Source organism: Micromonospora sp. NPDC005686 (genome assembly GCF_042871665.1).
Taxonomy (GTDB): domain Bacteria; phylum Actinomycetota; class Actinomycetes; order Mycobacteriales; family Micromonosporaceae; genus Micromonospora.
Genome location: NZ_JBIAIY010000001.1, coordinates 323,906 through 348,308, shown reverse-complemented (window position 1 = coordinate 348,308; position 24,403 = coordinate 323,906). Strand labels below are relative to the sequence as shown.

21 protein-coding genes are annotated in these 24,403 nt (G+C 72.2%); 6 read left to right on the top strand and 15 right to left on the bottom strand.

Going from position 1 to position 24,403, the window contains the following annotated elements; translation table 11 throughout:
- Positions 1–90: 90 nt before the first annotated feature.
- From ACFYON_RS01600 to ACFYON_RS01575, 6 genes are read right to left on the bottom strand one after another with little or no spacing between them, the layout of a single operon-like run.
- Complete coding sequence (locus ACFYON_RS01600) at positions 91–1,794, bottom strand: bifunctional 3'-5' exonuclease/DNA polymerase (RefSeq protein WP_354873319.1); 1,704 nt, start codon at positions 1,792–1,794, stop codon at positions 91–93.
- Between the two features lie 36 nt (positions 1,795–1,830).
- Positions 1,831–2,781 (bottom strand): carbohydrate ABC transporter permease, encoded by a 951-nt coding sequence (locus ACFYON_RS01595; RefSeq protein WP_354873210.1) that lies wholly within the window; start codon positions 2,779–2,781, stop codon positions 1,831–1,833.
- A 13-nt stretch (positions 2,782–2,794) separates the two neighbouring features.
- Entirely contained in the window at positions 2,795–3,736 is a 942-nt protein-coding gene (locus tag ACFYON_RS01590) for a sugar ABC transporter permease (RefSeq protein ID WP_354873212.1), read from the bottom strand.
- Positions 3,737–3,758: 22 nt separating this feature from the next.
- Positions 3,759–5,171: an N-acetylglucosamine/diacetylchitobiose ABC transporter substrate-binding protein gene (gene ngcE / locus ACFYON_RS01585; protein ID WP_355015195.1), complete on the bottom strand. Its 1,413-nt coding sequence runs from the start codon at positions 5,169–5,171 to the stop codon at positions 3,759–3,761.
- Positions 5,172–5,194: 23 nt separating this feature from the next.
- Positions 5,195–5,944: an SIS domain-containing protein gene (locus ACFYON_RS01580; protein ID WP_355015194.1), complete on the bottom strand. Its 750-nt coding sequence runs from the start codon at positions 5,942–5,944 to the stop codon at positions 5,195–5,197.
- The gene (locus tag ACFYON_RS01575; protein ID WP_354873218.1) at positions 5,941–6,888 is read right to left on the bottom strand and encodes a MurR/RpiR family transcriptional regulator; all 948 of its coding nucleotides are present in this window, start codon (positions 6,886–6,888) and stop codon (positions 5,941–5,943) included. Before ACFYON_RS01575 ends, ACFYON_RS01580 begins: the two co-directional genes overlap by 4 nt.
- A gap of 157 nt (positions 6,889–7,045) precedes the next feature.
- Here ACFYON_RS01575 and ACFYON_RS01570 point away from each other — a divergent pair, with 157 nt between their 5' ends.
- Positions 7,046–8,035, top strand: a complete 990-nt coding sequence (locus ACFYON_RS01570; RefSeq protein WP_354873220.1) for a BadF/BadG/BcrA/BcrD ATPase family protein — start codon at positions 7,046–7,048, stop codon at positions 8,033–8,035.
- Positions 8,036–8,176: 141 nt separating this feature from the next.
- Here ACFYON_RS01570 and ACFYON_RS01565 read toward each other — a convergent pair whose 3' ends face one another.
- The 4 genes from ACFYON_RS01565 to ngcE (ACFYON_RS01550) form a co-directional block, all read right to left on the bottom strand.
- Positions 8,177–8,743, bottom strand: coding sequence for a hypothetical protein (locus ACFYON_RS01565; protein WP_354873222.1), 567 nt, complete (start codon positions 8,741–8,743; stop codon positions 8,177–8,179).
- Positions 8,744–8,828: 85 nt separating this feature from the next.
- Positions 8,829–9,734, bottom strand: coding sequence for a carbohydrate ABC transporter permease (locus ACFYON_RS01560; RefSeq protein ID WP_354873224.1), 906 nt, complete (start codon positions 9,732–9,734; stop codon positions 8,829–8,831).
- Positions 9,731–10,639: a sugar ABC transporter permease gene (locus tag ACFYON_RS01555; RefSeq protein WP_355015197.1), complete on the bottom strand. Its 909-nt coding sequence runs from the start codon at positions 10,637–10,639 to the stop codon at positions 9,731–9,733. Before ACFYON_RS01555 ends, ACFYON_RS01560 begins: the two co-directional genes overlap by 4 nt.
- On the bottom strand, positions 10,639–12,054 hold the full coding sequence (ngcE, locus tag ACFYON_RS01550; RefSeq protein WP_354873227.1) for an N-acetylglucosamine/diacetylchitobiose ABC transporter substrate-binding protein: 1,416 nt from the start codon (positions 12,052–12,054) through the stop codon (positions 10,639–10,641). The genes ACFYON_RS01555 and ngcE (ACFYON_RS01550) overlap by 1 nt, the downstream gene beginning before the upstream one ends.
- 163 nt (positions 12,055–12,217) lie before the next feature.
- Here ngcE (ACFYON_RS01550) and ACFYON_RS01545 point away from each other — a divergent pair, with 163 nt between their 5' ends.
- A complete protein-coding gene (locus ACFYON_RS01545; RefSeq protein ID WP_354873229.1) occupies positions 12,218–13,657 on the top strand; it encodes an acyltransferase in 1,440 nt (479 codons plus the stop codon).
- Between the two features lie 3 nt (positions 13,658–13,660).
- Here ACFYON_RS01545 and ACFYON_RS01540 read toward each other — a convergent pair whose 3' ends face one another.
- Positions 13,661–14,956 (bottom strand): aspartate aminotransferase family protein, encoded by a 1,296-nt coding sequence (locus ACFYON_RS01540; protein WP_354873231.1) that lies wholly within the window; start codon positions 14,954–14,956, stop codon positions 13,661–13,663.
- Positions 14,957–15,074: 118 nt separating this feature from the next.
- Positions 15,075–15,761: a Tat pathway signal sequence domain protein gene (locus ACFYON_RS01535; protein ID WP_354873233.1), complete on the bottom strand. Its 687-nt coding sequence runs from the start codon at positions 15,759–15,761 to the stop codon at positions 15,075–15,077.
- A 343-nt stretch (positions 15,762–16,104) separates the two neighbouring features.
- Here ACFYON_RS01535 and ACFYON_RS01530 point away from each other — a divergent pair, with 343 nt between their 5' ends.
- From ACFYON_RS01530 to ACFYON_RS01520, 3 genes are all read left to right on the top strand, one after another.
- Positions 16,105–16,863 (top strand): TetR/AcrR family transcriptional regulator, encoded by a 759-nt coding sequence (locus ACFYON_RS01530; RefSeq protein ID WP_387320462.1) that lies wholly within the window; start codon positions 16,105–16,107, stop codon positions 16,861–16,863.
- A 181-nt stretch (positions 16,864–17,044) separates the two neighbouring features.
- Positions 17,045–17,674, top strand: coding sequence for a DUF6230 family protein (locus tag ACFYON_RS01525; RefSeq protein ID WP_387320459.1), 630 nt, complete (start codon positions 17,045–17,047; stop codon positions 17,672–17,674).
- Position 17,675: 1 nt separating this feature from the next.
- Positions 17,676–18,236: a DUF6114 domain-containing protein gene (locus ACFYON_RS01520; protein ID WP_387320457.1), complete on the top strand. Its 561-nt coding sequence runs from the start codon at positions 17,676–17,678 to the stop codon at positions 18,234–18,236.
- Between the two features lies 1 nt (position 18,237).
- On the opposite strand, the gene murD is transcribed toward ACFYON_RS01520, so the two are convergent.
- Positions 18,238–19,584: a UDP-N-acetylmuramoyl-L-alanine--D-glutamate ligase gene (gene murD, locus ACFYON_RS01515; protein WP_387320455.1), complete on the bottom strand. Its 1,347-nt coding sequence runs from the start codon at positions 19,582–19,584 to the stop codon at positions 18,238–18,240.
- Between the two features lie 87 nt (positions 19,585–19,671).
- Between murD and ACFYON_RS01510 the strand changes: the two genes are divergently transcribed.
- Positions 19,672–21,021: a hypothetical protein gene (locus ACFYON_RS01510; protein WP_354873243.1), complete on the top strand. Its 1,350-nt coding sequence runs from the start codon at positions 19,672–19,674 to the stop codon at positions 21,019–21,021.
- Between the two features lie 7 nt (positions 21,022–21,028).
- Here ACFYON_RS01510 and ACFYON_RS01505 read toward each other — a convergent pair whose 3' ends face one another.
- Complete coding sequence (locus tag ACFYON_RS01505; RefSeq protein WP_354873245.1) at positions 21,029–22,831, bottom strand: PucR family transcriptional regulator ligand-binding domain-containing protein; 1,803 nt, start codon at positions 22,829–22,831, stop codon at positions 21,029–21,031.
- Between the two features lie 108 nt (positions 22,832–22,939).
- Positions 22,940–24,391, bottom strand: a complete 1,452-nt coding sequence (gene argG, locus ACFYON_RS01500; protein ID WP_354873247.1) for an argininosuccinate synthase — start codon at positions 24,389–24,391, stop codon at positions 22,940–22,942.
- Positions 24,392–24,403 lie beyond the last annotated feature (12 nt).

The window sequence follows — 24,403 nt, the reverse complement described above, 5'->3', positions numbered from 1 at the left end:
ACAACCGCCCGGCCCGTCCCGTCGTACGCACACCGGGCCCAACGATCGCGGCCGGGGGCGGGTAGCGGGGCAAAACGGAATTTTGTGCGACTATGCCGCGTCCGCGTAGCAGTCGACAGTAGACAGGTCGAGCGGGAACCGGACCGGCGTGTCGCCGAACAGCAGCCGGGTGGCCCGCGCGCCGGCGGCGGTGACCGCCTCGGCGACCGCCGCCGCCTGCCCGGCCGGGCAGTGCACCATCACCTCGTCGTGCTGGAAGAAGACCAGCTCCGCCCCCGTGCCGGCCAGCTCGGTGCGCAGCGTGGCGAGCAGCGTCGAGGCCCACTCCGCGGCGGTGGCCTGGATGACGAAGTTGCGGGTGAAGCGCCCCCGCGAGCGGGCCGCCCGGGCCGACGGGCTGTGCGGATCGGGCCCGCCGTCCGGCACCGCCTCCTCCCCCTCGGCGAACCCGGCCGACCCGGGCGGGCAGGTACGCCCCAGCCAGGACCGGACCAGCCCGCCCGCCTCACCGGTGCGCGCCGCCGCCTCGACGTAGCCGAACGCGGTCGGATAGCTCTTGCGCAGCACCGCCAGGGCCGGCAGGGCCGCACCGCCGGTCTGCCCGTACATCGCCCCGAGCAGAGCCACCTTCGCCTTCGCCCGGTCACCGCCGAACGCGTCCCGGGCCAGGGCCGCGTACAGGTCACCCGCGCCGCCCGCCGCCGCGAGCCGCTCGTCGCCGGAGACCGCTGCGAGCACACGCGGTTCGAGCTGGCCCGCGTCGGCCACCACGAACGTCCAGCCCGGGTCCGCCACCACTGCCTGCCGGATCACCTTCGGGATCTGCAACGCCCCGCCGCCCCGGGTCGCCCACCGGCCGGAGACCACGCCGCCGGGCACGTACTCCGGGTGGAACCGGCCGCCCGAGACCCAGGCGTCGCGCCAGGCCCAGCCGTGCGCCGTCCAGATCCGGTACAGCTCCTTGTACTCCAGGACCAGCGGCGCCGCCGGGTGCTCCACCCCGCGCAGCACCCACGCGCGCGTGTTCGGCAGGTCCACGCCGGCGCGGGCGAACGCCCGCAACAGCTCCGCGGGCGAGTCGGCGTGCACCTGGCGTACGCCGAACGCGTCGGCGATCCGGGCCTGCAACTCGGCCAGCCGACGCGGCGGCCCGCCGACCGGGGACGCCGCGCCGAGCAGCCCGGCCAGGATCGCGTCGTGCACGTCGGCACGCCACGGCAGGCCGGCCGCGCCCATCTCGGCGGCCACCAGCGCGCCCGCCGACTCGGCGGCCACCAGGAGCCGGAACCGGCCGGGGTGCGTGGTCGCGGCGATCCGGGCGAGCTGGCCGGCGTACACCCTCGTCAACGCCGTGATGCCCGGACCGGGCGGGCCGGACGGCGGCTCGAAGAGCGCGGCCTGGGCGTGGCCGGGTGGCTCGGGCGGGCGGGGCGACGGGTCCGGCGGGACCGGCATGCCGGTCAGCCGGGCCCACGCGGCGGGCAGCGCGCGGGGCTCACCCCAGCGGCCCGCGTGCCCGAGCAGCAGCGCCTCGGTCAGCTCGACGTCGTGGCAGCGGTCGAGCCGCACCCCGGCGCGCAGCAGCGCCGGGTAGACGGGCGCCCAGGCGGCCCAGAGCCAGCGGGGGTGATCGGCGGCCTCGCGGGCGGCCACGGCGGCGGCCAGGTCGGCGACCTCCCCGGGCGGGCCGGCCGGGGTGCCGTCGGCGTGCAGGGGTTGCAGCACGCCGCCGCCCCGCTCGTCCGCCACCACCGCCACCAGCACGGACGCGATTCTGCCCGGTGCCACCGACAGCCCGGGGCCCCGGCTCGTCGAGCCGGGGCCCGCGGGCTACTTGCCGACGCCGGCGGTAAGGCCGGACTGCACCTGGCGCTGGAAGACGATGTACACGATGAGCACCGGCAGCATCGCCATCGTGACGCCGGCGAACAGACCGGACCAGTCGGACTTGTACCCCTGGTTGACCGACAGCTCGATCAGCCCCTGGGCGATCACCTGGTTCTTCGGCTCGCCGGAGACCGACTGCATGAGCAGCGTCGGCAGGTACCACTGGTTCCACTGGCCGAGCACGTTGAAGATGCCGATGCTGATCAGGCCCGGCTTGGCCATCGGCAGCATCACGCTGAAGAACGTCCGGGTGTGCGAGGCCCCGTCGACCTGGGCCGCCTCGGCGATCGAGTCGGGCAGCGTCCGGAAGAACGAGTGCATGAAGAAGATCGTGAACGACAGCGACCAGGACACGTACACCAGGATCAGCATGAGGTGCTTGTTCGGGCCGAGCAGCGGGAGAGCGACCCCGGTGTTGTAGACGCCCTTGAACAGCGGCACCGCGGCCAGGTAGATCGGCAGCGTCAGACCGGACAGGAACATCCAGTAGATCAGCCGGTTGCCGCGGAACTCGTAGCGCGCCAGCGCGTACGCGGCCATCGAGCCGAGCAGCATCGTCAGCGTCACGCTGAACGCGAGCACGAGCAGCGTGTTGAGGAAGAAGCTGTCGATCCCGGCGGTCCAGGCGCGGGCGAAGTTGTCCCACTGCAACGCGTCGGGGAGCAGCGACAGCGGCTCGCGGATCACCTCGGAGTCGGTCTTGAGCGCCGACATCACCACCCACAGCAGCGGGTAGACCACCATGATCGCCCAGACCGCGAGGAACAGGTGCGAGAAGCCGTTGAAGATCCGGCCGCCGAAGCCGTTGCCGGTTTCCCGCCGGTCCGCCGGGGGCCGGTCCGGCGGCGCCGTGTCGGACCGGGCCGGACCGGAGGGGTGGGTCACAGTGCTCATCGTCCAGACCTCCTCAGTACTCGATCCGCTCACGGCGGGTGATCCTCAACTGGAGCGCGGCCAGCAGGATGGTGAAGATGGCCAGCGCGACGGCGATGGCACAGGCGTAACCGAACTGGCCCTTCTGGAACGCGTTGAACTGGATCACCGAGGCGAAGATCTCGCTGGCGTGGTTCGGCCCGCCCTGGCTCGGCGTCATGACGAAGACCAGCGCGTACATGTCCAGCGCGATGAAGCCCAGATACACCCAGGCGACCGAGATGCTGTCCCGCAGCAGCGGCAGCGTCACCTTGAAGAACGTGTGGAACCGGCCCGCGCCGTCGAGGATCGCCGCCTCGTAGATGTCCTTCGGGATCGACTGCATCGCGGCGGAGAACAGCACCATGTAGAAGCCGGCACCGCTCCAGACCGCGATGAACAGCAGCCACCACAGCACCGCCGGCACGCCGAGGAACGGCTCCGGGTCGGCGGTGAAGGCGATCGGGTTGTCGGCGTCGACCAGCCCGACCTTGATGAGCAGGCCGTTGATCAGGCCCTGCCCGTCGGTGCGGTAGATCTGCTGCCACATGACGGCGATGACCACCAGCGACAGCACCTGCGGGAAGAAGAAGATGACCTTGTAGATCCCGGAGCCGAACACCCCGCGGATGCCGGCCCTGTCCTCGCGTCCGCCCACGTTGAGCAGGAACGCGAGGAACAGGGCCAGCGCGATCGTGAACAGCGGCACGGTGACCAGGAAGAACACGTTGTGCCAGAACGCCTTCCGGATCAGCTCGTCGGAGAACAGCCGGACGTAGTTGTCCAGCCCGACGAAGCGCTGGGAATCGGAGTACCCGCCCCAGTCGGTCAGCGAGTATCCCGCCGCCTGGGCGAACGGCCACACCACGTAGAACAGGTACAGCGCGACGGGCAGGGCCAGGAAGCCCGTGACGAAACGCGCGACTCCGTGCCGCATTGGACTCACTTCCTCGCGGTGATCAGGCGGTGCGGGTCTGCTTCTTGACCGACGAGTCCTTGGCGACCTTGTCGGCGGCCGCCTGCATCTTGTCGACGAACTGCTGCGCGGTCAGGCGGCCGGCCATCAGCTCCTCGGAGAGGTTCTGGCTCTCCTTGTCCAGGTCGGCGTAGAAGTCCGGGAACTTCACCGAGATCAGGTCCGAGCTGCCGTTCTTCATCAGCGTGTTCGCCGACGCCAGCGCGGTGTCCTGGACGTTGTCGCCGGAGCCCTTGGTGGACGCCAGCGACTTGGTCAGCTCGGCGAACTTCGCCGAGCCGGCCTTGGAGAGGATGGCCCGCAGGAACTCCTTCGCGGCCTCCTTGTTCGGCGCCTTGCTCGGCACCACGAAGCCCTCGCCGGAGGAGGCGAAGACGTCCTTCGCCGCCTTGTCGCCGCTCTTGCTCCAGTAGTCGGACAGGGTCATCTCGAAGCCCGGCGGGATGGTCGCGGCCATCTCGTTCTTCAGCCAGGTGCCGACCTGGATGAAGGCCGCCTTGCCGTCCAGGAACGCCTGCTGCGACTGGGTGTGGTCGAGCTTGCCCGGCAGCAGCAGCTTGTCCTTGACCAGCTTCTCCCACGGCTCCAGCGCCGCGACGATGCCGTCGGCCTTCCAGGCGCCGTCCTTCAGGTTGTCGATGTCGACGACGGCCTGCTTGCCGACCGCCTTCCAGATGCTGGCGAACAGCGCCCAGCGCGGGTAGTAGCCGTGCACCGCGTCGTGCACGTACGGCGCCATGCCCTTGGCCTTGATCTTCGGCGCGAGCGCGAAGAACTCGTCCCAGGTGGTCGGCGCCGTCCAGCCCTCCTTCTTGAACAGGGCGGCGTTGTACCAGTTGCCCCAGACCGTGTACGCGACGTTGACGACGTAGAACTTGCCGTTCTGCGTTCCGTCGGCGACGGTGCCGGGCAGCAGGCTGTCGGCGACCGTCCCCTCGCTGTCCCAGGCCGGCGCGGTGAGCAGGTCGTCCAGCGGCTCGATCGCGCCCTCGTTGATCAGCGTGCTGCGGTCCATCATGTCGGCGCCCGAGTTCATCACCAGGTCGCTCGGCTGCGTCGCCATCTTGGGCTGCTCTTCGGTCTTGATCTTCTGGGTCGAAGACATGTTGACCGTGACGTTCGGGTGCTTGGCGTTGAAGACGACCTTGTCCTCCTTGGCCCACTGGTCGCCCAGGCCACCGTTGAAGACGACCACCTTAACCGCGCTGCCGTCCTTGACGCCGAACGGGTTGTCCTTGCTCTTGGCCGCGCCGCCGCCGTCGGACTTGCTCGGCTCGCTGCCGGCACAGGCGCTCAGCAGACCCGCCGCCGGTACGGCCAGCAGGCCGGCCGCGGCGGCCCGCCGCAGCAGGGTCCGACGGCTGACGTCGCCGAACTTCTCGGGGAAAACCGACATGTTGTCTCTCCTTGTGGGTCGGGTCAGGCGGTCCGCCGGAGGCGCCCGGCGTACCGCGACTCGAGGGCGAGGTTGTGCTCGTCCCCACCGGGGACGTTGGCGGAGAGGTAGACAGGGGGCACCTCTCCGGCCTGGTGGAACCGTCGTACGACCTCGGCGGTCAGCAGCTGCGCCAGCAGCGCGGCGGTGACCGAGGAGACCGCACAGACCGCGCCGCCGCCCTCGAGCGGCAGCAGTGCGTCGCCGTACGGCGCGCCGTTGTCCAGCACGACGTCGGCGAGGTCGGCGAGCCGGTGCCCGGAGGGGTGCCGAGGAGCTACCCGGGCGGTGTGCTCGACCGAGGTGACAGCGATCAACTGATGGCCGCCGCGCTTGACGAGCGTCGCCAGCTCGACCACCGAGCCGTTGATGCCGGACTGCGAGGCGATCACGAACACGTCCTCCGGCTGCGGCGCCGCCAGCGCGTAGAGCTGGTGCGCCACGGCCGGGTCGCGTTCCAGCTTCGGGTCGGCGAGCACGTCGCGGGGCGCGTCGCCGTGCAGCACGAGGTCGTGCAGGGAGATCCGGTTGGCGGGGACCAGGCCGCCGGCGCGGGCGACCAGTTCGGCGGCGAGCGCCTCCGAGTGACCGGCGCCGAACGCCTGGAGGACGCCACCCGCGCGCAGGCCGGAGGCGATCAGGTCGGCCGCCCGGTCCACCGCGACGGCCTGGCTGTCCACCAGCCGGTCGAGCACCGGGCGGACCGCGTCGGCGTACCGCCGGGCGCTGATCATGAGAGGGACCCCTTCGCGGCCTTGTGCCCGTCGACGGCCTGGGCGGTACGCCGGAAGGCCGCGTGGGCGCGGTCGTGGGTGCGCTGCGCCACCGCGATGTAGAGCAGGTCGAGCACGACGAGCTGCGGGTGGCGGGCGGAGAGCGCGTCCGGCCGGAACGTGGTGGCCTGGCTGGCGGTGACCAGCACGATGTCGGCCAGCTCGGCCAGCGGCGATCGGAGGAAGCCGGTCAGCGCGACAGTGGTGGCTCCGCGACTGCCGGCCTCGGCGAGCAGCTCGATCGTCTCCCGCGTCTGCCCGGTGTGCGAGATGCCGAGCGCGACGTCCCCGGCGCCCAGCAGCGCGGCGCTGGCCAGCCCTTCGTGCACGTCGCTCCAGGCCCACGCGGCGACCCCGATGCGGTGCAGGCTGAACTGCATCTCCTCGCCGACGAGCGCGCTGCCGCTCGCGCCGAAGATGTTCACCCGGCCGGCTCCGGCGATGGCTACCGCCGCCCGTTCCACCTCGGCCAGGTCGAGCAGGGCGGCGGTGTCGTGCATGGCCCGCGTGTCGGCGGCCATGATCTGGTCGAGCACCCGGGACAGCGGATCGCCGGGCTGGATCTCTCGTCCGATGTCGACGGTCCAGCCCGCGGAGCGCGCCCGGCCGGTCTCGGCGGCGATGCCGAGCCGCAGGTCCGCGTACCCGTCGAAGCCCATGGCCCGGCAGAACCGGGTGATGGTCGCCGGTGACGTGCCGCTGCGCTCGGCCAGCTCGACGATGGTGGCCCGGGCCGCTGCCTCCGGGTCGCTGAGCACGTGCTCGGCGACCCGGCGCAGCGCCCCGGTCAGCTCCCCCGTGCCGGCCCGGACCCTGGCCAGCACCCCGTCGGCGCCCAGCCGGTCGGCCGGGCCGGCATCGACCACCGCGGTCGCCGCGGGAGTCTCCACCTCGTGCTCGGCCATCGGCGAAAGCCTTTCGGAAAAGAGTGTTAACTGTTAGTGGTAAAAGTTCTTACTGAAGGCCCCTCCGTGTCAAGAGCGTGGGCGAAGTTTTCAAACTGTTACCCACCGCGAAGCCGCGATCTTGCGTCCGGCGACGCGGCCGACCAGCATGAGTTCCATGTCGGACACCGTCGTGGTCGGCCTCGATGTCGGGGGCACCTCCACCCGCGCGGCAGCGCTGAACCTCGACGGCACGCGACTGGGCACCGGTCGCGCCGGCGGCGGCAACCCCACCAGCCACGGCGCCGAGCGGGCCGCCGCCGAACTGCTCGCCGCCCTGCGCGCGGCGCTCGCCGACATCGACCCGCATCGGGTACGCGCCGGCGTCATCGGCCTCGCCGGAGCCGGCCGCCTCCTGGCCGACCCGCACGGCCGGGACGCGTTCGACCACGCGTGGGCCGAGGCGGGGCTGCGATGCCCGTACGCGGTGCACGGCGACGCGCTCGTCGCCTACGCCTCCGGCACCGCCGCGCCGGACGGCACAGTGCTCGTCGCCGGCACCGGCGCGATCGCCGCCCAGGTGCGCGACCTGCGGCTGGACCGCACCGCGGACGGCCACGGCTGGCTGCTCGGCGACGCCGGCTCCGGGTTCTGGCTCGGCCGTGAGGCGGTCCGCCGGCTGCTGACCGATCTGGACCGCGCCGAGCCGCCCGGCGACCTGGGACGCCGCGTGCTGGCGGAGCTGACCGGCACGACCGAGGTGGACGCCCAACCGCGCACGACGGTCGGAGCCGTGGTGCAGACGGTGACCCGGCGACCGCCGGTGGAGCTGGCCCGGCTCGCGCCACTCGTGGTCGCGGCGGCCCGCGACGGGGAGCCGACGGCCGCCGCGCTGATCGCCGGGGCCGCGGCGCTGCTGGCGGAGAGCGTCTCCCGGATCCGCCCTCCCGGCGCCACCGACCCGGTGGTGCTCGGCGGCGGGCTGCTCACCGGCGACACCCCGCTGGCCGGCGCGGTACGCGCGGAACTGGCCACCCGCTGGCCGGGCGCGCCCCTGCACGGCGCCGGGGACGGGGCCGCCGCCGCGGCCTGGCTCGCCGCCCGTGATTTGCCCGAGGTCACCGACCCGGCGGCCCTGCACACCCGCCTGGTCCCCCGGCCCGCCTGACGCGCCCTCGCCCGCCTCTCGCCCGCCCGCGGGATGCTCCCCCGCTGGGTGGAACGCCATGGGTGTCGTGACGCCGGTTTGACACCCATGGCGTTCCACTCGCCGTGCGGCACCTGCGGACGCGCGCCGGTGCCCGGCTGATCAGTATCGGTCCTGCGAACCCGGCTGATTCGGGTGCCAGCCCTGCGGCGCGGGCTGACCGGAGTGGCCCTGCGGCGGGGTGCCGTACGGGACGGGCTGACCCGGGTGGGCCTGGGGCGCGGCGCCGTGGGGTCCGGGCTGCCCCGGGGCGGGCGGGAACGCCGGGCCGGGCTGCCCGTGGCCAGCCGCCGGGTACATGCCCGGCTGCTGCGGCCCACCCGCGAACTGCTGGCCACCCGCGAACTGCTGCCCGCCCGGGTACTGCTGGCCGCCCGGGTACTGCTGCCCGCCCGCGAACTGCTGCGCGGCGGCCTGCTCGCGCGCCTCCTTGCGCGCCTTCACCGCGCGCACGATCAGCAGGATCGGTAGCACGAAGACGTAGAAGAAGATCCGGTAGCTGTCGCTGTCGGAGAGGAAGAGCAGGTAGAAGCCGTACCCGAAGAAGGCCAGGCCGATGACCACGTTGAGGATCCGGGAGCCGGTCCCCTGTTCCTTGACCGCCGCGCCGACGACGACCATCGCGATGCCGCCGAGCATCAGCAACAGCGTGTAGAGGAGGAAGAACATGATATTCCTGTCGATAGATGAGCGTGCCGGCTCACCCTAGGTCAGCCCGATCTTCTCCACTGCCCCGTCGCCTGTGGCAACCACCTCACTTCAGCTGCCCGGCGGTCAGTCCGGACTGGACCTGACGCTGGAAGGCCACGTACACCACGAGCACCGGCAGCACCGCGATGGTCAGGCCGGCGAACAACTGGGCGTAGTCACCGGCGTAGCCCTGACTCACCGCGAGCGAACTCAGCCCCTGGGCGAGCATCCTGTCCTGCCCGTCGCCGGGCAGGAGCACCTGCGGCAGCAGGAACTGGTTCCAGTGGCTGAGGAAGTTGAAGATCGCCACACTGATCAGTCCCGGTCTCGCCATCGGCAGCATCACCCGGAAGAACAGCCGGAAGTGCCCGCACCCGTCGATCAGCGCGGCCTCCGCCACCGACGTCGGCAGGGTACGGAAGAACGCGGTCAGGAAGAACACCGTGAACGGCAGCGAGTACGCGGTGTAGACCAGGATCAGGCCCGGCCAGGTGCCGAGCAGGCCGACGCTGCGGACCACGAAGAACAGCGGCACCAACGCCAGGAAGACCGGGAACATCATCCCGCCGACGAACAGGTAGTAGACCACCTGCCGGCCGCGGAACTCGTAGCGCGCGAAGACGTACGCCGCGGTGGCGCCGAGCAGCATGGTCAGGCTCAGCGACCCGGCCACCACCACCAGGCTGTTGAAGAAGAACCGGCCGATGTGAGCGCTGGTCCAGGCGCGCGACCAGTTGTCGAACCGCAGCGCCTCGGGCAGCCCCCACGGCTCGGCGATGATCTCGCCGTTGCTCTTGAGCGAGCTGAGCACCATCCAGGCCAGCGGCAGGACCGTCATGGCCCCCCAGAGCAGCAGGAAACCGTGCGAGAAGACGTTCGCCACGCCCAGCTCGCGCCGCGGCGGCCGGTCGCCCGGCGTGGCCGCGCGGGTCGCCTCGGGGGCCGGGGCGCCGGTGTCCACTGTGGTCACGAGTACTCGATCCGATCACGCCGGGCGGTGCGCAGCGCCAGCACCGCCACCGAGAGGGTCAGGAAGAACATCGCCACGCCGATCGCCGACGCGTACCCGAACTTGTTCTCGCTGCCGAACGAGGTGTCGTACATCCGCAGCCCGATCACGTCGGAGGAGAAGTTCGGTCCGCCGTTGGTCATGAGCTGGACCAGGATGAAGCCGTCCAGCGCCGCGATGGCGAGGTAGATCCAGGCGACCTGGATGGTGTCCCAGAGCAGCGGAATGGTGATCTTCCGCAGCATCGTGGTGCGGGACGCGCCGTCGAGCAGCACCGCCTCGTAGATGTCGCGCGGGATGGCCTGCATGGCGGCGCCGAAGAGCACGACGTAGAAGCCGACGTTGCTCCACACCATCACGGCCAGCACGCACCAGAACGCGAAGCGCGGGTCGCCGAGCCAGGCCGGGGTGGCCAGCCCGACGGCGCGCAGGACGCCGTTGAGCAGGCCACTGGTCGGGCTGTAGATCTCCTTCCAGAGCAGCGCGATGATCACCACCGAGAGCACCTGCGGGAAGAAGTAGACGAGCCGGTAGACCGAGGTGCCCCGCACCCCGGTCACCCCGGCCCGGCCCTTGCGTCCGCCCATGGTGAGCATGCTGGCGAAGAACAGGCCCAGCCCGATCGTCACCACCGGCACCACCGCGAGCAGGATCGCGTTGTTCTTCAACGCGTTCCACACGTACCCGTCGTTCAGCAGCGTGCGGAAGTTCGCCAGGCCGACCGGGTCGGCCTGCGCGGAGTAGCCCATCCAGTCGGTGGTGGAGATCTGGAAGGCCTGGAGGTACGGCGACAGCACGAAGATGCCGTACAACGCCAGCGGGGGAAGCAGGAACGTAAGGATCAGGGGGTAGCGGCCCTGCCGCATCACGCCGACCGCTTGTACTTCTTGACCGAGCTGTCCTGCGCGATCGAGTCGGCGCCCTTCTGGCACTGGTCGAGGAACTCGGCCGGGGAGATCCGGCCGCTGAAGAACTCGCCGCAGGCCGCGTCGACCAGGTTGCGCTCCAGCTTCCGGTAGTAGTTGTTGTAGACCCAGTTGAAGCCGTTGGACCCGGACGCGTCGAGCGCCTTGACCACGGTGCTGAGCCCGTACGGCAGGTCGATGCCCTCGGTGGCGCCGGCGACCACGGGCAGGCTGGCGACCTTCTTGGTGAAGTCCTGCGCGCCCTTGCGGGAGAGCATGGTCCGGAAGTACTCCAGGCCACCGGCGACGTTGCGCGCCTTGGCCGGCACCATGAACGGCTCGCCCGCGGTGCCCCGGATCGCCTCGTACGGAAGCTTGTCGCCGCTGCCCAGGCTCGGCGTCGGCGCGACGGTCATGTTGAAGCCGGGCGGGGTGACGTCCTTCTGCTCGCTCTCCAGCCAGGAGCCGCAGGAGATGAACGCGGCCTTGCCCTGGCACCAGGCGGTCTGCGACTGCTTGTGGTCCAGGCCCGGGGAGCCGTCGAGGATGAACTTGTCCTTGACGATCTGGTGCCAGGCGTCGGCGGCGGTCTTCATGGCGTCCGACTTCCAGGCGTTCGGCTCCAGGTTGTCGATGGCGAGCGCGACCGACGGGCCGCCGAGCTTGATCGCGGTGGAGATCAGCGGCCAGCTCATGTAGCGGGGGTGCACACCGGCGTACGTCCAGGGGGCGATGCCGGCGGCCTTGATCCGGCGGCAGAGCGCGATGTGGTCGTCCCAGGTCTTGGCGTTCTCCCAGCCACGGTCGGCGAAGAGCTTGGTGGAGTGCCAGATGCCGTACACCGTGTAGGTGTAGTTCAGCACCAGGAACCGGCCGTCGTAGGAGCCGACCTCGACGGTGCCGGGCAGCAGCGTGTCCTTGACCGTCTTGCCGGGCGTGTCGAGGCTGGGCGCGGCGAGCAGCTCGCCCAGGTCGGCGAGCGCGTTCTGCGAGACCAGGCCGTTGAAGTCGATCTGACCGGCGCCGGAGTTGTTCACCACGTCGGGCGGGCTGCCGTCGACGAAGCGGGGCTGGAGCGTCTTGCTGATCTCGGCGGTGGCCGAGTGCTTGATCTGCGCCTTCGGGTACCGCTCCTTGTACATGGCCTCGTGGGCCTTGGCGTAGTCCTCGCCGAAGCCACCGTTGAAGATCACCACCTCCAGCGGGGCGTCCTCGGCCACGCCGAGCGGGTTCTGCTCGCTCCTGGTGCCCTTGTACGCGTCGCGGTCGCCCGCGTCGTCGCCGCCGGAGGTGGCACAGCCGGCGAGCAGGCCGGCGGCGGGGGTGGCCAGCAGACCGGCGGCGGCGCTGCGCCGTAGGATCTCACGCCTGTTCATAGGATCTCCTCGGTCCGGGTACGCGCGGTGAGCACCCTGTCGCTTGTCTTCATAAGACGCATTTGCACTGAAGAATTTCTACGACAGCGCGGCGGGGACCACAAGCCCTCTCGACCGATCCGTTATCCGTACCGGTCGGAGCCGGCTGGCCTAATCTGAGCCCATGCGCCGCCTGCGGCAGCTCGCGCAACGCACGCCGCCGGGGCGGGAGCGCTACATCGACCTGCTCCGGGCGCTCGCCATCACCATGGTCGTGCTCGGCCACTGGGGCGTGACAGTGGTCGGGTACGACCACGGCCGCCCCGCCGGTCACTCCGCGCTGGGCGACCTGCGCTGGGCCTGGCCGCTGACCTGGGTGGCCCAGGTGATGCCGGTGTTCTTCCTGGTCGGCGGCTACGCCAACGCCGCCTCGCTGGCCGCCCGCCGGCGCCGGGGCGGGTCGGCGGCGGGGTGGCTGGTGGACCGCAGCGCCCGGCTGGTCCGGCCGACCACCGTGTTGCTGCTCGTCCTGGCCACCGGGGCGGGAATCGCCACGCTGCGCGGCGCCGGCCCGGGGCAGGTGCGCACAGTGGTCTGGTTCGCCACCATCCCGCTGTGGTTCCTGGTCGCCTACGTCGCGGTGGTGGCGCTGACCCCGCCGATGTACGCGCTGCACCGCCGGTTCGGGCTCGCCGTGCCGGTGGCGCTGGTGGCGCTGGTGGCGCTCGGCGACCTCGGCCGGCTCCTCGGCCCGGCCGCGCTCGCCGACGGCAACTACCTGTTCGGCTGGCTGGCCGTACACCAGCTCGGTTTCGCCTGGTACGACGCCACCCGGGCGGACACCCGCCGGACCGGCGACGCGGCCGGCGCCGGGCCGACCGCCGGTCACCCGGCCGACGGCGGTGGCTCCGGACCGCGGGCCCTGTTCCGCCGCCGGCTGCCGCTGTCCCGCCGGGCGGGCGCGGTCCTGCTCGGCGGCGGCCTGGCCGCGCTGCTACTGCTCACGGCCGTCGGGCCGTACCCGGTGGCGATGCTGCACGTGCCCGGCGAACGGCTGGACAACGCGGCGCCGCCGAGCCTGGCGCTGATGGCCACCGCCGCCGCTCAGCTCGGCCTGATCCTGCTGCTGCGGGGCCCGGCCGGGCGCCGGCTGCGCCGGTCCGGCCCGTGGCAGGCGGTGATCGCGGTGAACGCGGTGGCGCTCACCCTCTTCCTCTGGCACCTGACCGCCGCGGTGCTTCTCGTCGGTCTGCTGGACGCGCTCGGCGTGCTGCCCACTCCCCCGGTCGGCTCGGCGGCCTGGTGGGCGTGGCGCGTGCCGTGGCTGCTCGCGCTGGCCGCGGTGCTGGCCGTGCTGGTCGCCGTCTTCGGCCCGGTCGAGGCCCGCACCCGGCGCCCGGCCGCCACCGGGCTGGCCGGAGCGGGTGGCCGGCGGCTGCGTGCCGGCCTGGCCGTGGCCGGGTACGCGGGCGTGCTGGCCGGTCTGCTGATGAACAGCCTCGCGCCCAAGACCGCGCCGGAGCCGCTGGGCCTGCCCGCCCCGGCGCTCGTGGCGTACCTGGCCGGGGCGGGTCTGCTGCGGCTGCTCAGGTCGGGGCGGGCAGGCCGGCGCCGGCCGGGTTGACGCTCACGTCCCGATCGCGGCGCGGACGGCCTCGACCAGGATCGCCAGGCCCTCCCGCGCCTCGTCCTCGGTGAGCGTCAGCGGCGGGCCCATCCGGATCACGTTGCCGTACAGGCCGCCCTTGCCCACCAGCAGGCCGCCCGCGCGGCACGCCTCGAAGACGCGGGTGGTCAGCGCCGCGTCCGGCTCCACGGTTCCGGGGTGGACGAACTCGACGGCGAGCATCAGGCCCTTGCCGCGTACCTCGGCGACCTGGTCCAGCCCGGCGGTGGCCGCACGCAGGCCGTCGCCCAGGATCGCGCCGACCCGGGCGGCGTTGCCTTGGAGATCGTGGTCGAGCAGGTAGTCGAGCACCGCGTTGCCGGCGGCGGTGGAGACCGGGTTGCCGCCGAAGGTGGAGAAGCTGATCGCCGGCACCGACTCCAGCACCTCGGCGCGGCCGACCACACCGGCGAGCGCGAAGCCGTTGCCGATGCCCTTGGCGAAGGTGAGCAGGTCCGGCGTCACGCCGTGCGCCTGGTAGCCCCAGAAGTGCTCGCCGGTACGACCCCACCCGGTCTGCACCTCGTCGCTGATCAGCAGGATGCCGTGCTCGTCGAGCACCTTCTTCCAGGCGGCGAGGAGACCGTCCGGGCCGTGCACGAAGCCGCCCACGCCCTGGACCGGCTCGGCGATCAGGCAGGCCACGTCGCCGGCGGTCTGGGTGGCGAGCACCTCGCGCAGGTCCTCGACCGCCGCGTCGACCCGGTCGCCCTCGTCGAGCCGGGCCAGCAGCCCGCGCAGCCGTTCACCGGAGTGCAGCCAGGCCACCGCCAACGGGTTGAGCGCGCTGGCCGACCACCCGCGGTTGCCGGTGACGCCCATGGTCGCGTACGACCGGCCGTGGTAGCTGTTGCGGACCGCGAGGATCTGGTGCGAGCGCCGGTGGTTGGTGGCGACGAGCAGCGCCGCCTCGTTCGCCTCGGTGCCGGAGTTGGTGAAGAAGACGCGGGCGTCCGGGATGCCGGAGAGCTGGGCGATCTTCTCGGCCAGCTCGACCTGCTGCCGGATCAGGTAGAGCGTGGAGGTGTGCACGAGGCCGGTGCGCAGCTGCCGTTCGACCGCCTCCCGGATCTCCGGGATGTCGTGGCCGACCATGGTGGTCAACACCCCGCCGAAGAAGTCCAGATAGGTCCGGCCGGCCGCGTCGGTGACCCGGCGGCCGGAGCCGGACACCAGTTCCAGCGGTTCGGCGTAGTAGAGGGGCATCCAGGACGGGAGCACGGCCCGGTGCCGGGCCAGCAGGTCGTCGGAGGTCATCGGCGCACCCTTCAGCGGCGGTAGGTCTCCGCACGCTGCCACCACCGGGAGACGGGGACAAGTGCGCGGCAGTGGGCCGGTGCCCGGCGAAGCGCCGCGCACCGGCCCGAGCCGGGTGTCAGTTGACGAAGACAGCCGGGCTGCCGGTCTTGCTGGTGTCCTTCACCGGCGAGTACGACGCGGTGAAGTACGCGGTGCCGAAGCACAGCGACGGGCCGGAGAACTTGGTCAGGGTCTGGTTGGTGAAGCTGATCGAGTTGGTGGCGTTCGACGCCGTACCGGTGAGCGTGTTCGTGCTGGTGCGGTAGACGCAGGTGATCGCGCCGAGCAGCGAGTTGAGCACGACGGTGCTCTGGATCGGCGCCGCCGCCGTGCCGGCGATGGTGACCGTGCCGGCGCTGGTGACCGACGTGGTGTACGGCAGGTTGTTGACGGTCACGCTCTGCACGCCGGTGGTGCCGAAGACGTTCGTGGTGCAGCTGGCGAACGACTGCGCGGTCAGGCTCTCCGTCGCGGTGCCGGGCGCGGTCGGGTTGGTCAGCACCTTGGCGCTGAAGCTGGACGCGGCGCACTTGATGCCGGTGGTGCCGCTGGTCGACGAGTAGAACGTGGCGTTCGTGCCGCTGCGCAGGCTGGCCTTGATGACGTCGCCCACCGACACGGCGGTGCCGCCGGCGGTCGGGTAGGTCAGCACGGCACTGGCGAGCGAGGAGGCGGGGGCGGCGGTGGCGGGAGCGGCGCCGACCAGACCGGTCAGCAGCGCCAGGGCTGCGAGGCCCGCGCCGATGCGTCCGTACCTGGGCATGGTTGTTCCTTCCGGCGGTGGGACAGGTGCCGGCGGCGTCCCGGATGGACGGAGCCGGTGGGGTACGGCGGCCGGGATCGGGCCGCCGATGGTGGTGGTGCGCCGTCGCGGCCTCAGCGGGCCGGGCGGCGTGGCGCAGTGCGGCGTCGCCGCGTCACCTGGATCTCTCCGGCCTTGGGGGGACGGTTCCGCGCGGCGATAATGGCAGCCATCCGGCCCTCCTTCGACGCGTTCGGTGACCGATGAGGAGTGATCACCAGCCGTGACGAGACGTGAACTGAGCGTGTCGAAAGTTATAAACCTCGGAGGGTCGTAAAGTCAACGCATCAAGAGAGGTCGATAGGTGACAGTGCCGAGCCGGCCGTCGCCGGCGCCCGTACCCCTGCCGGGCGCCCGCCACGGCCGCGACCCGGACCGCGCCATCAAGCGCGGCCCGCGCCGCGTGCCGGCCGAGGAGGTCGCGGCGACCCAGCGCGACCGCCTCTTCGACGGGCTGGTCCGGGAGGTCGCCACCCGGGGGTACGACAACGCCCGGGTCAGCGACATCTGCCACGCCGCCGGCGTCACCCGGCCCGCGTTCTACGCGCTGTTCAGCGGCAAGCAGGACGCTTTCCTGGCCGCGTACCGGCACGGCATCGCGGTCGTCTCGCACCTGATGGAGGACGCCTACCGCGACGCGGGACCGGCCTGGCCCCAGGCCGCCCGGGCGGCGCTGCGCACGCTGCTCGACGTGCTGGCGAGCGTGCCCGCCTTCGCCCGGATGGCGCTCGTCGAGGTGGACGCGGCCGGCCCGGACGCCCGCCGGGAGCGCGACGCGCTGCTGCACAGCTTCCGCCGGTTCTTCGCCGACGCCGGACCGGCGCCGGCCGAGGTGGACCGGGAGGCACTTCTGTCCACAGTGGTCGGAGGCGTCCACACCACCATCCGCGAGCGCGTGGCGCAGGGGCGGGCCGAGGAGCTGCCGCTGCTGCTGCCGGCGCTCACGTACGCGGCCACCGCGCCGTTCCTCGGCACCCGGGAGGCGGGCCGCGTCGCCCGGGCGGCCCGGGCGGACGACGGTCCGGCCGCCACCGCGCCCTGTGCGCCCGCCGGCCAGCCCTGAGCGATGGAAACCGCAGCGGTTTTTCACTTTGGCCGCTTTTGGCAAATGCCGCCCAACGATCTGCTACAGACAGTTGACCGCATCTTTACTCAGCGGTAACTTCGGCCTGCGCCCTCGGCGCGCACATCCTGCGAATCCCATTCACATCGTCCCGGATGAATTGATCTCGAAAGGGGCCGGCATGTCGGAGCAGATCGAGGAGATCGAGACCGATCAACCGCGAAGCGGCGTGCGCTGGCGCCGGTTCGCCGTCACGCTCGGCGCCGTGGCGGCCGGCGCGGCCGGCATGGTGGTGCTGACCGCGCAGGGTGTGCTCGGCGCGCAGTTCGCCATCTCGGGCATGCCGTTCACCGTCACCGCCGACAAACTGGAGGGCACCGGCTTCGAGCAGTTCGCCACGCTCGACCAGATGATCCCGGACAGCCCCAACCAGGGCGACACCGGCGGGCAGGTGCTCGTGATCGTCTCGGCCATCGACAAGGCCGAACTGACCAATCTCTGCCAGAGCATCAACCTGGGCGGTACGAATCTGCGGATCACCGCCGGCAATTCCGGAAAGCCGGTGACCGCCCGCACGCTCGTGGTCGACGGTGACGAGGTCGCCGGTAACGCCTCCTTCAAGAACATCGACGTCGGGCAGGACGCCAGCACCGTCGACAAGGTCCCCGGCGTCAAGGGCAACCCGGGCGTGTTCGCCCAGCAGGCCGACACCGTGACCATCACCAACCTGCGGCAGAACAACTACGCCACCACCGCCGCGATCTTCACGCTGCCCAACCTGCGCATGGGCTTCAGCTCCGAAGGGTGCTGACGTGACCGCGGGACAGCACTCGGCGCCCGCCGCCGGCGTCCGCACACGCTGGCGGCGCTGGCGCCGGGCCCGGCCGTTCACCGCCGGGCTGCTCATCGCGCTCGGCGGCGCGGAGATGCTCGTGACACTGCGCGCGCCGCTCGGGGTGCTGCTGCACGTCGGGCCGCAAGGGCTGGCCGCGTACCTGGTCCCCCTCATCCTGGTCATCTGCGGCGTACTGCTGATCACCACACCGCAGCAACGCGTCTTCTACGCGGTGGTCTCCCTCGTACTCGGGCTGGTCTCCTGGCTCACCTCGAACCTGGGCGGCTTCCTGGTCGGCATGCTGCTGGCGCTCGTCGGCGGGGCGCTCGCGTTCGCCTGGACGCCGGTCAAGCGACGGACCACCCACGCCGGTCCGGCGGCCGGGCCCGCCGAGGCGACGCCCGCCGAGACGGCGGACGGCGGCACGGCGCCCGCGCCGCGCGAGCCGGTGGACAGCTCGGCGCCCACCGAGTCGCTCGAAGCGCTCCTGTCGGCCGAGCCGGGGCCGCCGGGGAACGCCCGGGCCGACCGCGGCTGACTCAGCGGGCGGTGTCGGCCACCGCCTGCGCGAACACCTCGGAGCGGTGCTCGAAGTTGCGGAACCTGCCGTAGCTCGGCGCGGCCGGGGACAGCAGCACCACCCCGCCGGCCGGGGTGAGCTTGCGGGACAGCCCGACGGCGGCGACCAGGTCGTCGGCCAGCTCGGTACGCACCGACGGCAGCCCGGACAGCGCCTCCACGATGCGGGGGCCGCTGTCCGGCACGCCGATCACGGTGATCTCCCGGTCGGCCAGGTGGGCGCGCAGCGGGCTGTAGTCCAGCCCTCGGTCGGCGCCGCCGACGATCACGGTCAACGGCCGCCCCTCGTACGCGTCGATCGCGTGCATGGCCGCGTACGGGCTGGTGGCGAGCGTGTCGTCGACGAACGTGAGCCCGGACGGGTCGGCGATCTCGGTGAGCCGGTGCGCCAGGCCCTGGAACTCGGCCACCGCCACCGCGAGGCTGTCCTTACGCGCCACCACGTCGATGCCGAGCGCCTCCAGCGCGGCGAGCGCGACGCAGAGGTTGCCCTCGTTGTGCCGCCCGACCAGCGGCAGCACCGCGCGCGGGAACAGCGGCGTGTCCCGCAGGTGGAACCACTGCGTGCCGTCCGGCCCGGTGGCGACGTGCGTGGTCTCCGGCCCGCCGGTCCGGATCGCGGCCCGGTCACCCAGCTCCGTCGCCAGGCGCGGGTCGGCGCCGTTGACCACCACGGCGTGCGGGCCGTGCGCGATCAGGTTCAGCTTGTCCCGGTAGTACTCCCGCTCGCCGCCGTGCGCGTCCAGGTGCTCGGGGAACAGCGCGGTCACCACCGCCACCCGCGGCGAGTCGGTCAGGTCGGAGCACTGGTAGCTGGACAGCTCCAGCACGTACAGCTCCGCCTCGGGCAGGTCCAGCAGCGGCACCCCGATGTTGCCGCCGAACACGTTCGGCCGGTCCATCGCGGTGAGCAGGTGACTGATCAGGCTGGACGTGGTGCTCTTGCCCTTGCTGCCGGTCACCCCCACGGTCCGGTCCGCGTGGTCGGCCATCCACAGCGCGCTGCCCTGCGTGACGAGCACGGACCGGCGGCGCAGCTCCACCATCCACGGGTGGGTGTTCGGCACGCCCGGCGAGCGGACCACCACGTCGGCCGCGGCCAGGCGCGCGAAGCCCTCCTCGCCGGTGACGAGCGGCGCCGCGGCGGCGAGCGGACCGTCCCAGGGCAGCGTGAGGAAGTTCGCGCTGTCGTCGACGACGACCAGGCCGGCCGGCCCGTGCGCGGCGATCGCTGTCACCGCGGCCCGGCCCTCGCGGCCGGCACCCCAGACGGCGACATGACGTCCGCGCAGATCAGACAGGCGCACGGGCTCTCCTCGGACTCGGTCGACGCACGGCGGGCAGGGTCCGGCCCAGCCGGACACGGACGGACGAACCAGGGCCTAGTATGGCGTGTGCCCAACGAGCAGCTGCGGCGGATGGACGCCTTCACCTTCCCGTCCTACTCGATCGACTTCGCCACCGGCGAGGTCCTGTTCGACTACGCCCTGACCGGTCCCGACGGCGAGCAGCGGTTCACCGAGGTGATCACGCTTCCGCTGCCGGCCGAGCCGGTCACCGACGCCACCGCGGCCACCCTGGCCCGGGTGCTGGAGCTGCTGCACGTGGTCGCCGGCGTCAGCTACTACAAGGCCGCCGCGCCGCCCCGGCTGGTGCTGCCCGCGCCGCTGGGCACCGCCGCCGTCGAGCTGGTCACCGCCGTCTACACCAAGGGCCTCGCCGAGTACGCGTACCGCAACGAGCTGCCGCACGTGCTGGAGCTGCGTCCCGAGGTGCCGTCCGGCACCGTGGATCCGGCGGCGCCGGTGGACAACTCCGACCGCCGTCCGCTCTCGGCGGTGGGCGGCGGCAAGGACTCCATCGTCACGCTGGAGGCGCTGCGCCACGCCGGCCTCGACCCGGTGCCGTTCTCGGTCAACCCGAACCACGTGATCGTGTCGGTGAACGAGGCGTCGGACCTGGTGCCGCTGGCCGCCCGGCGGCGGCTGGACCCGGTGCTGTTCGAGCTGAACGCCGCCGGCGCGCGCAACGGGCACATCCCGGTCACGGCGATCAACTCGCTGATCGCGGTGGCCACCGCCGTCCTGCACGGGCTCGGGCCGGTGGTGATGTCCAACGAGCGTTCCGCCTCCGACCCGAACCTGATCTGGAACGGCCACGAGATCAACCACCAGTGGTCGAAGGGCGTCGAGGCCGAAGGGCTGCTGCGCGCGGCGCTGGCCGAGCACGCCGGGCTCACCGAGCCGTACTTCTCGTTGCTGCGCTCCCTGTCCGAACTGCACATCGCCCGGCTGTTCGCCGAGATCGACCGGTACGACGCGGTGGTGACCAGTTGCAACGCCGCGTTCAAGCTGCGCGACGCGAGCGAGCGCTGGTGCCGCGACTGCCCGAAGTGCCGGTTCGTGTTCCTGGCCATGGCGCCGTTCATGCCCCGGGAGCGGCTGACCGGCATCTTCGGCGGTGACCTGCTGGCCGACGAGTCCCAGGTCCCCGGCTACCGGGAGTTGCTCGGCATCGACGGGCACAAGCCGTTCGAGTGCGTGGGCGAGGTGGAGGAGTCGGTGGTCGCGCTGAGCCTGCTCGCCCAGCAGGACCAGTGGCGCGACGCTCCGGTGGTACGCGCCCTGGTGGCGGCGCTGCCCGACACCGCCTGGCAGTCGGCCGCGAACTCCGACGTGTTCACCCCCGGCGGCGAGAGCTTCGTCCCCGTCCGGTACGCCAAAACCCTCACCGCCCTGGCCTGACCCGCGGTCAGGGGGTGCGGATGGCGTCCAGGGCCAGCAGGGCCACGTGCAGGGAGAGGCATCTGTCGACCGAGTCGAGGTCGGCGTCGAGGATGCGGCCGATGCGGGCCAGCCGCTCGTAGAACGCCGGCCGGGACAGGTGCGCGGCGGACGCGGCGGCCGACTTGTTCCGCCCCTGCTCCAGATACGCCCGCAGGGTGCCGAGCAACTGCTCCCGGGGATGCCGGGCGTCGTGGGCGAGCAGTGGCCCGAGTTCGCGTTCGACGAACGTCTGCAACCGGGGCTCGTCACGCAGCAGGTGCAGCAGGCCGGCCAGCCCGACATGCGGCAGCCGGTAGCAGGACAGATCCCGGGGATCCCGCCGGGCCGCCTCGGCGACCTGCCGCGCCTCGATCAGCGAACGGCGTGCCTCGCGCAGGCTGCTCACGCCGGATCCGGCCGCCACCACGATCGCCGCCCGAGCCGGCGCGTCGACGGGCCGCCCGTTCCCGGACGCCAGGGCTCGGCCTGCGACGGGCCGGTCCGGGACGTCGGCGGGGCGGACGGCGGAGCGGGCGGCGGGGGCGGCGTCGAGGCGTACCCGACGCAACGCCGTGGCGAACGCGGCGAGTGCCTTCTCCTCGGCGGCCGGGTCGGGCAGCGCCAGCAGCGCGCCCACCGCCTGGTCGTCGAGCGGGCTGGTCAGCGCGGTGAGCTTGGCGTCGCGGACGGCCTGGCTGACCGCCTCGGCGAGGTCGCGCAGGCGGGCCGGACCGGCTTGCGGACCTTCCGCGTCGGTGTCGCGGCGCGTGCCGCGCCGGGCGGGGGTGGCCTCGTCGTCGAGGGCGCCCGGATCACCGGCGGGCTCGTCGGCGCGGTGCCGGACCACCACCCCGACCAGGTGCCGGCGGTCCAGGACGACGCCGAGCGCCTTGGCCCGCAGCGCCACCTCGTCCACCGGGCGGGTGTGGTCGATCAGGGCCGTCAGCAGCGTCCGGTGGATCTGCCGTTCCAGGCCCTCGGCGTCGCGCCGGATGAGCCGGCCCAGGGCGAGCGTGGAGGCGGCCCGTTCGATCAGGATGGTCAGCCGGGTCGGCGGGGTGGACTCGGTGGCCGGCCAGCGCAGCAGCAGCCGTCCCCAGTCCTGTCCCCGCGCGCCGACGGTGGTGACCAGCCAGCCGCTGTCCGGGTCGTACGCGGTGCGCCCGGCCGGGCGGATCTGCCGCGAGTGCCGTTCCCAGCCGTCCAGCAGCAGTTCGGCGTTCTCCCCCGCCGGGTCGTACGCCAGCACCTGCCGGGACAGGTTCTCCAGCACCATCGGGCAGCCGGCCAGCTCGGCGGCCTGCCGCAGCACCTCGGCCGGTTCGGCGCCCTCCACCGACAGGTCGGTGAACCGCTGGTGGATCTCCTCGGTGGCGCGCAGCTCGGTGAGCTGGGCGTCCACGATCAGCGCGTGCACCGCCTCGGTGATGCGGACGAACGGGGTGCCCCGCCGCAGCTCGATCAGGGGCAGGCCGCGGCGTTCGGCGGCGGCGGCCATCACCCGGGGCACTCCGGTGAGGTACCGGCGGCCCAGCTCGACCGCGAGCCCGGAGGCGCCGACGTCGGCCAGGGTGCCGATGAACTCGCGGAGCCCGGCGTCGTCGGCCGGCAGGCCGATCCCGGTGGTGAGGACGAGTTCCCCGCCGCCGAGCAGGGTGGCGATGTCCGGCACCTCGGCGATGTGCACCCACCGCACCGGCCGGTCCAGTCCGGCGTTCCCGGCGACCAGGCGGGGCGCGCCGTTGCGCACGGGCACCAGGTCCAGCACCTCACGCACGGTAGGGAACACGGGCGATACGCTACCCTGCGTCACCACCGTTGCCGAAAGCCACACCGCCCGCCGGCCCGCCGAGAAGGCGGGGACCGGCGGGCGGGCAGACGGAACGAGCCGCGGCGATCAGTCGACGCCGAACTCCATCGCGGCGCGGTCGAGCGCCTCGTCCTCGGCGGTGGGCACGCCCCGGGACGCGATGGCCTCCGCGCCGCCCTGCGGCATGGCGCCGATCAGCCCGGTCGAGGCCGCCTGGGCGGCGCCGACGACCCGCTGCGGGGTGCCGCCGCCGACCATGCCGACGAAGGCGTACTGCTCCAGCTTGGCCCGGGAGTCGGCGATGTCGAGGTTGCGCATGGTGAGCTGACCGATCCGGTCGGCCGGGCCGAACGCCGAGTCCTGGGTACGCTCCATCGACAGCTTGTCCGGGTGATAGCTGAACGCGGGCCCGGTGGTGTCCAGGATCGAGTAGTCCTCGCCCCGGCGCAGCCGCAGCGTGACCTCACCGGTGACCGCCGTGCCGACCCAGCGCTGCAGCGACTCGCGGAGCATCAGCGCCTGCGGGTCGAGCCAGCGGCCCTCGTACATGAGGCGGCCGAGGCGGCGGCCCTCGTTGTGGTAGTTCGCCAGCGTGTCCTCGTTGTGGATGGCGTTGACGAGCCGCTCGTACGCGGCGTGCAGCAGCGCCATCCCGGGGGCCTCGTAGATGCCCCGGCTCTTGGCCTCGATGATCCGGTTCTCGATCTGGTCGGACATGCCCAGGCCGTGCCGGCCGCCGATGGCGTTGGCCTCCAGCACCAGGTCGACGGCGCTGCCGAACTCCTTGCCGTTGATCGTCACCGGGCGGCCCTGGTCGAAGCCGACGGTGACGTCCTCGGTGGGGATCTCCACCGACGGGTCCCAGAACTTGACGCCCATGATCGGCTCGACCGTCTCGATGCCGGTGTCCAGGTGTTCGAGGGTCTTGGCCTCGTGGGTGGCGCCCCAGATGTTGGCGTCGGTGGAGTACGCCTTCTCGGTGCTGTCCCGGTAGGGCAGGCCGCGCTCCAGCAGCCACTCCGACATCTCGGTGCGGCCACCAAGCTCGGTGACGAAGTCGGTGTCCAGCCACGGCTTGTAGATCCGCAGCTGGGGGTTGGCGAGCAGGCCGTACCGGTAGAACCGCTCGATGTCGTTGCCCTTGAACGTGGAGCCGTCGCCCCAGATCTGCACGTCGTCGGCGATCATCGCGCGGACCAGCAGCGTGCCGGTGACGGCCCGGCCCAGCGGCGTGGTGTTGAAGTAGGCCCGTCCGCCGGAGCGGATGTGGAAGGCGCCGCAGGTCAGCGCCGCCAGCCCTTCCTCGACCAGCGCGGCGCGGCAGTCGACGAGGCGGGCGACCTCGGCGCCGTAGCTGAGCGCGCGGCCGGGCACCGACGCGATGTCGGGCTCGTCGTACTGGCCGATGTCGGCGGTGTAGGCGCAGGGGACGGCGCCCTTGTCGCGCATCCACGCGACGGCTACCGAGGTGTCGAGGCCGCCGGAGAAGGCGATGCCGACACGTTCGCCGATGGGCAGGGAGGTGAGAACCTTGGACACAAGGAAGATTAT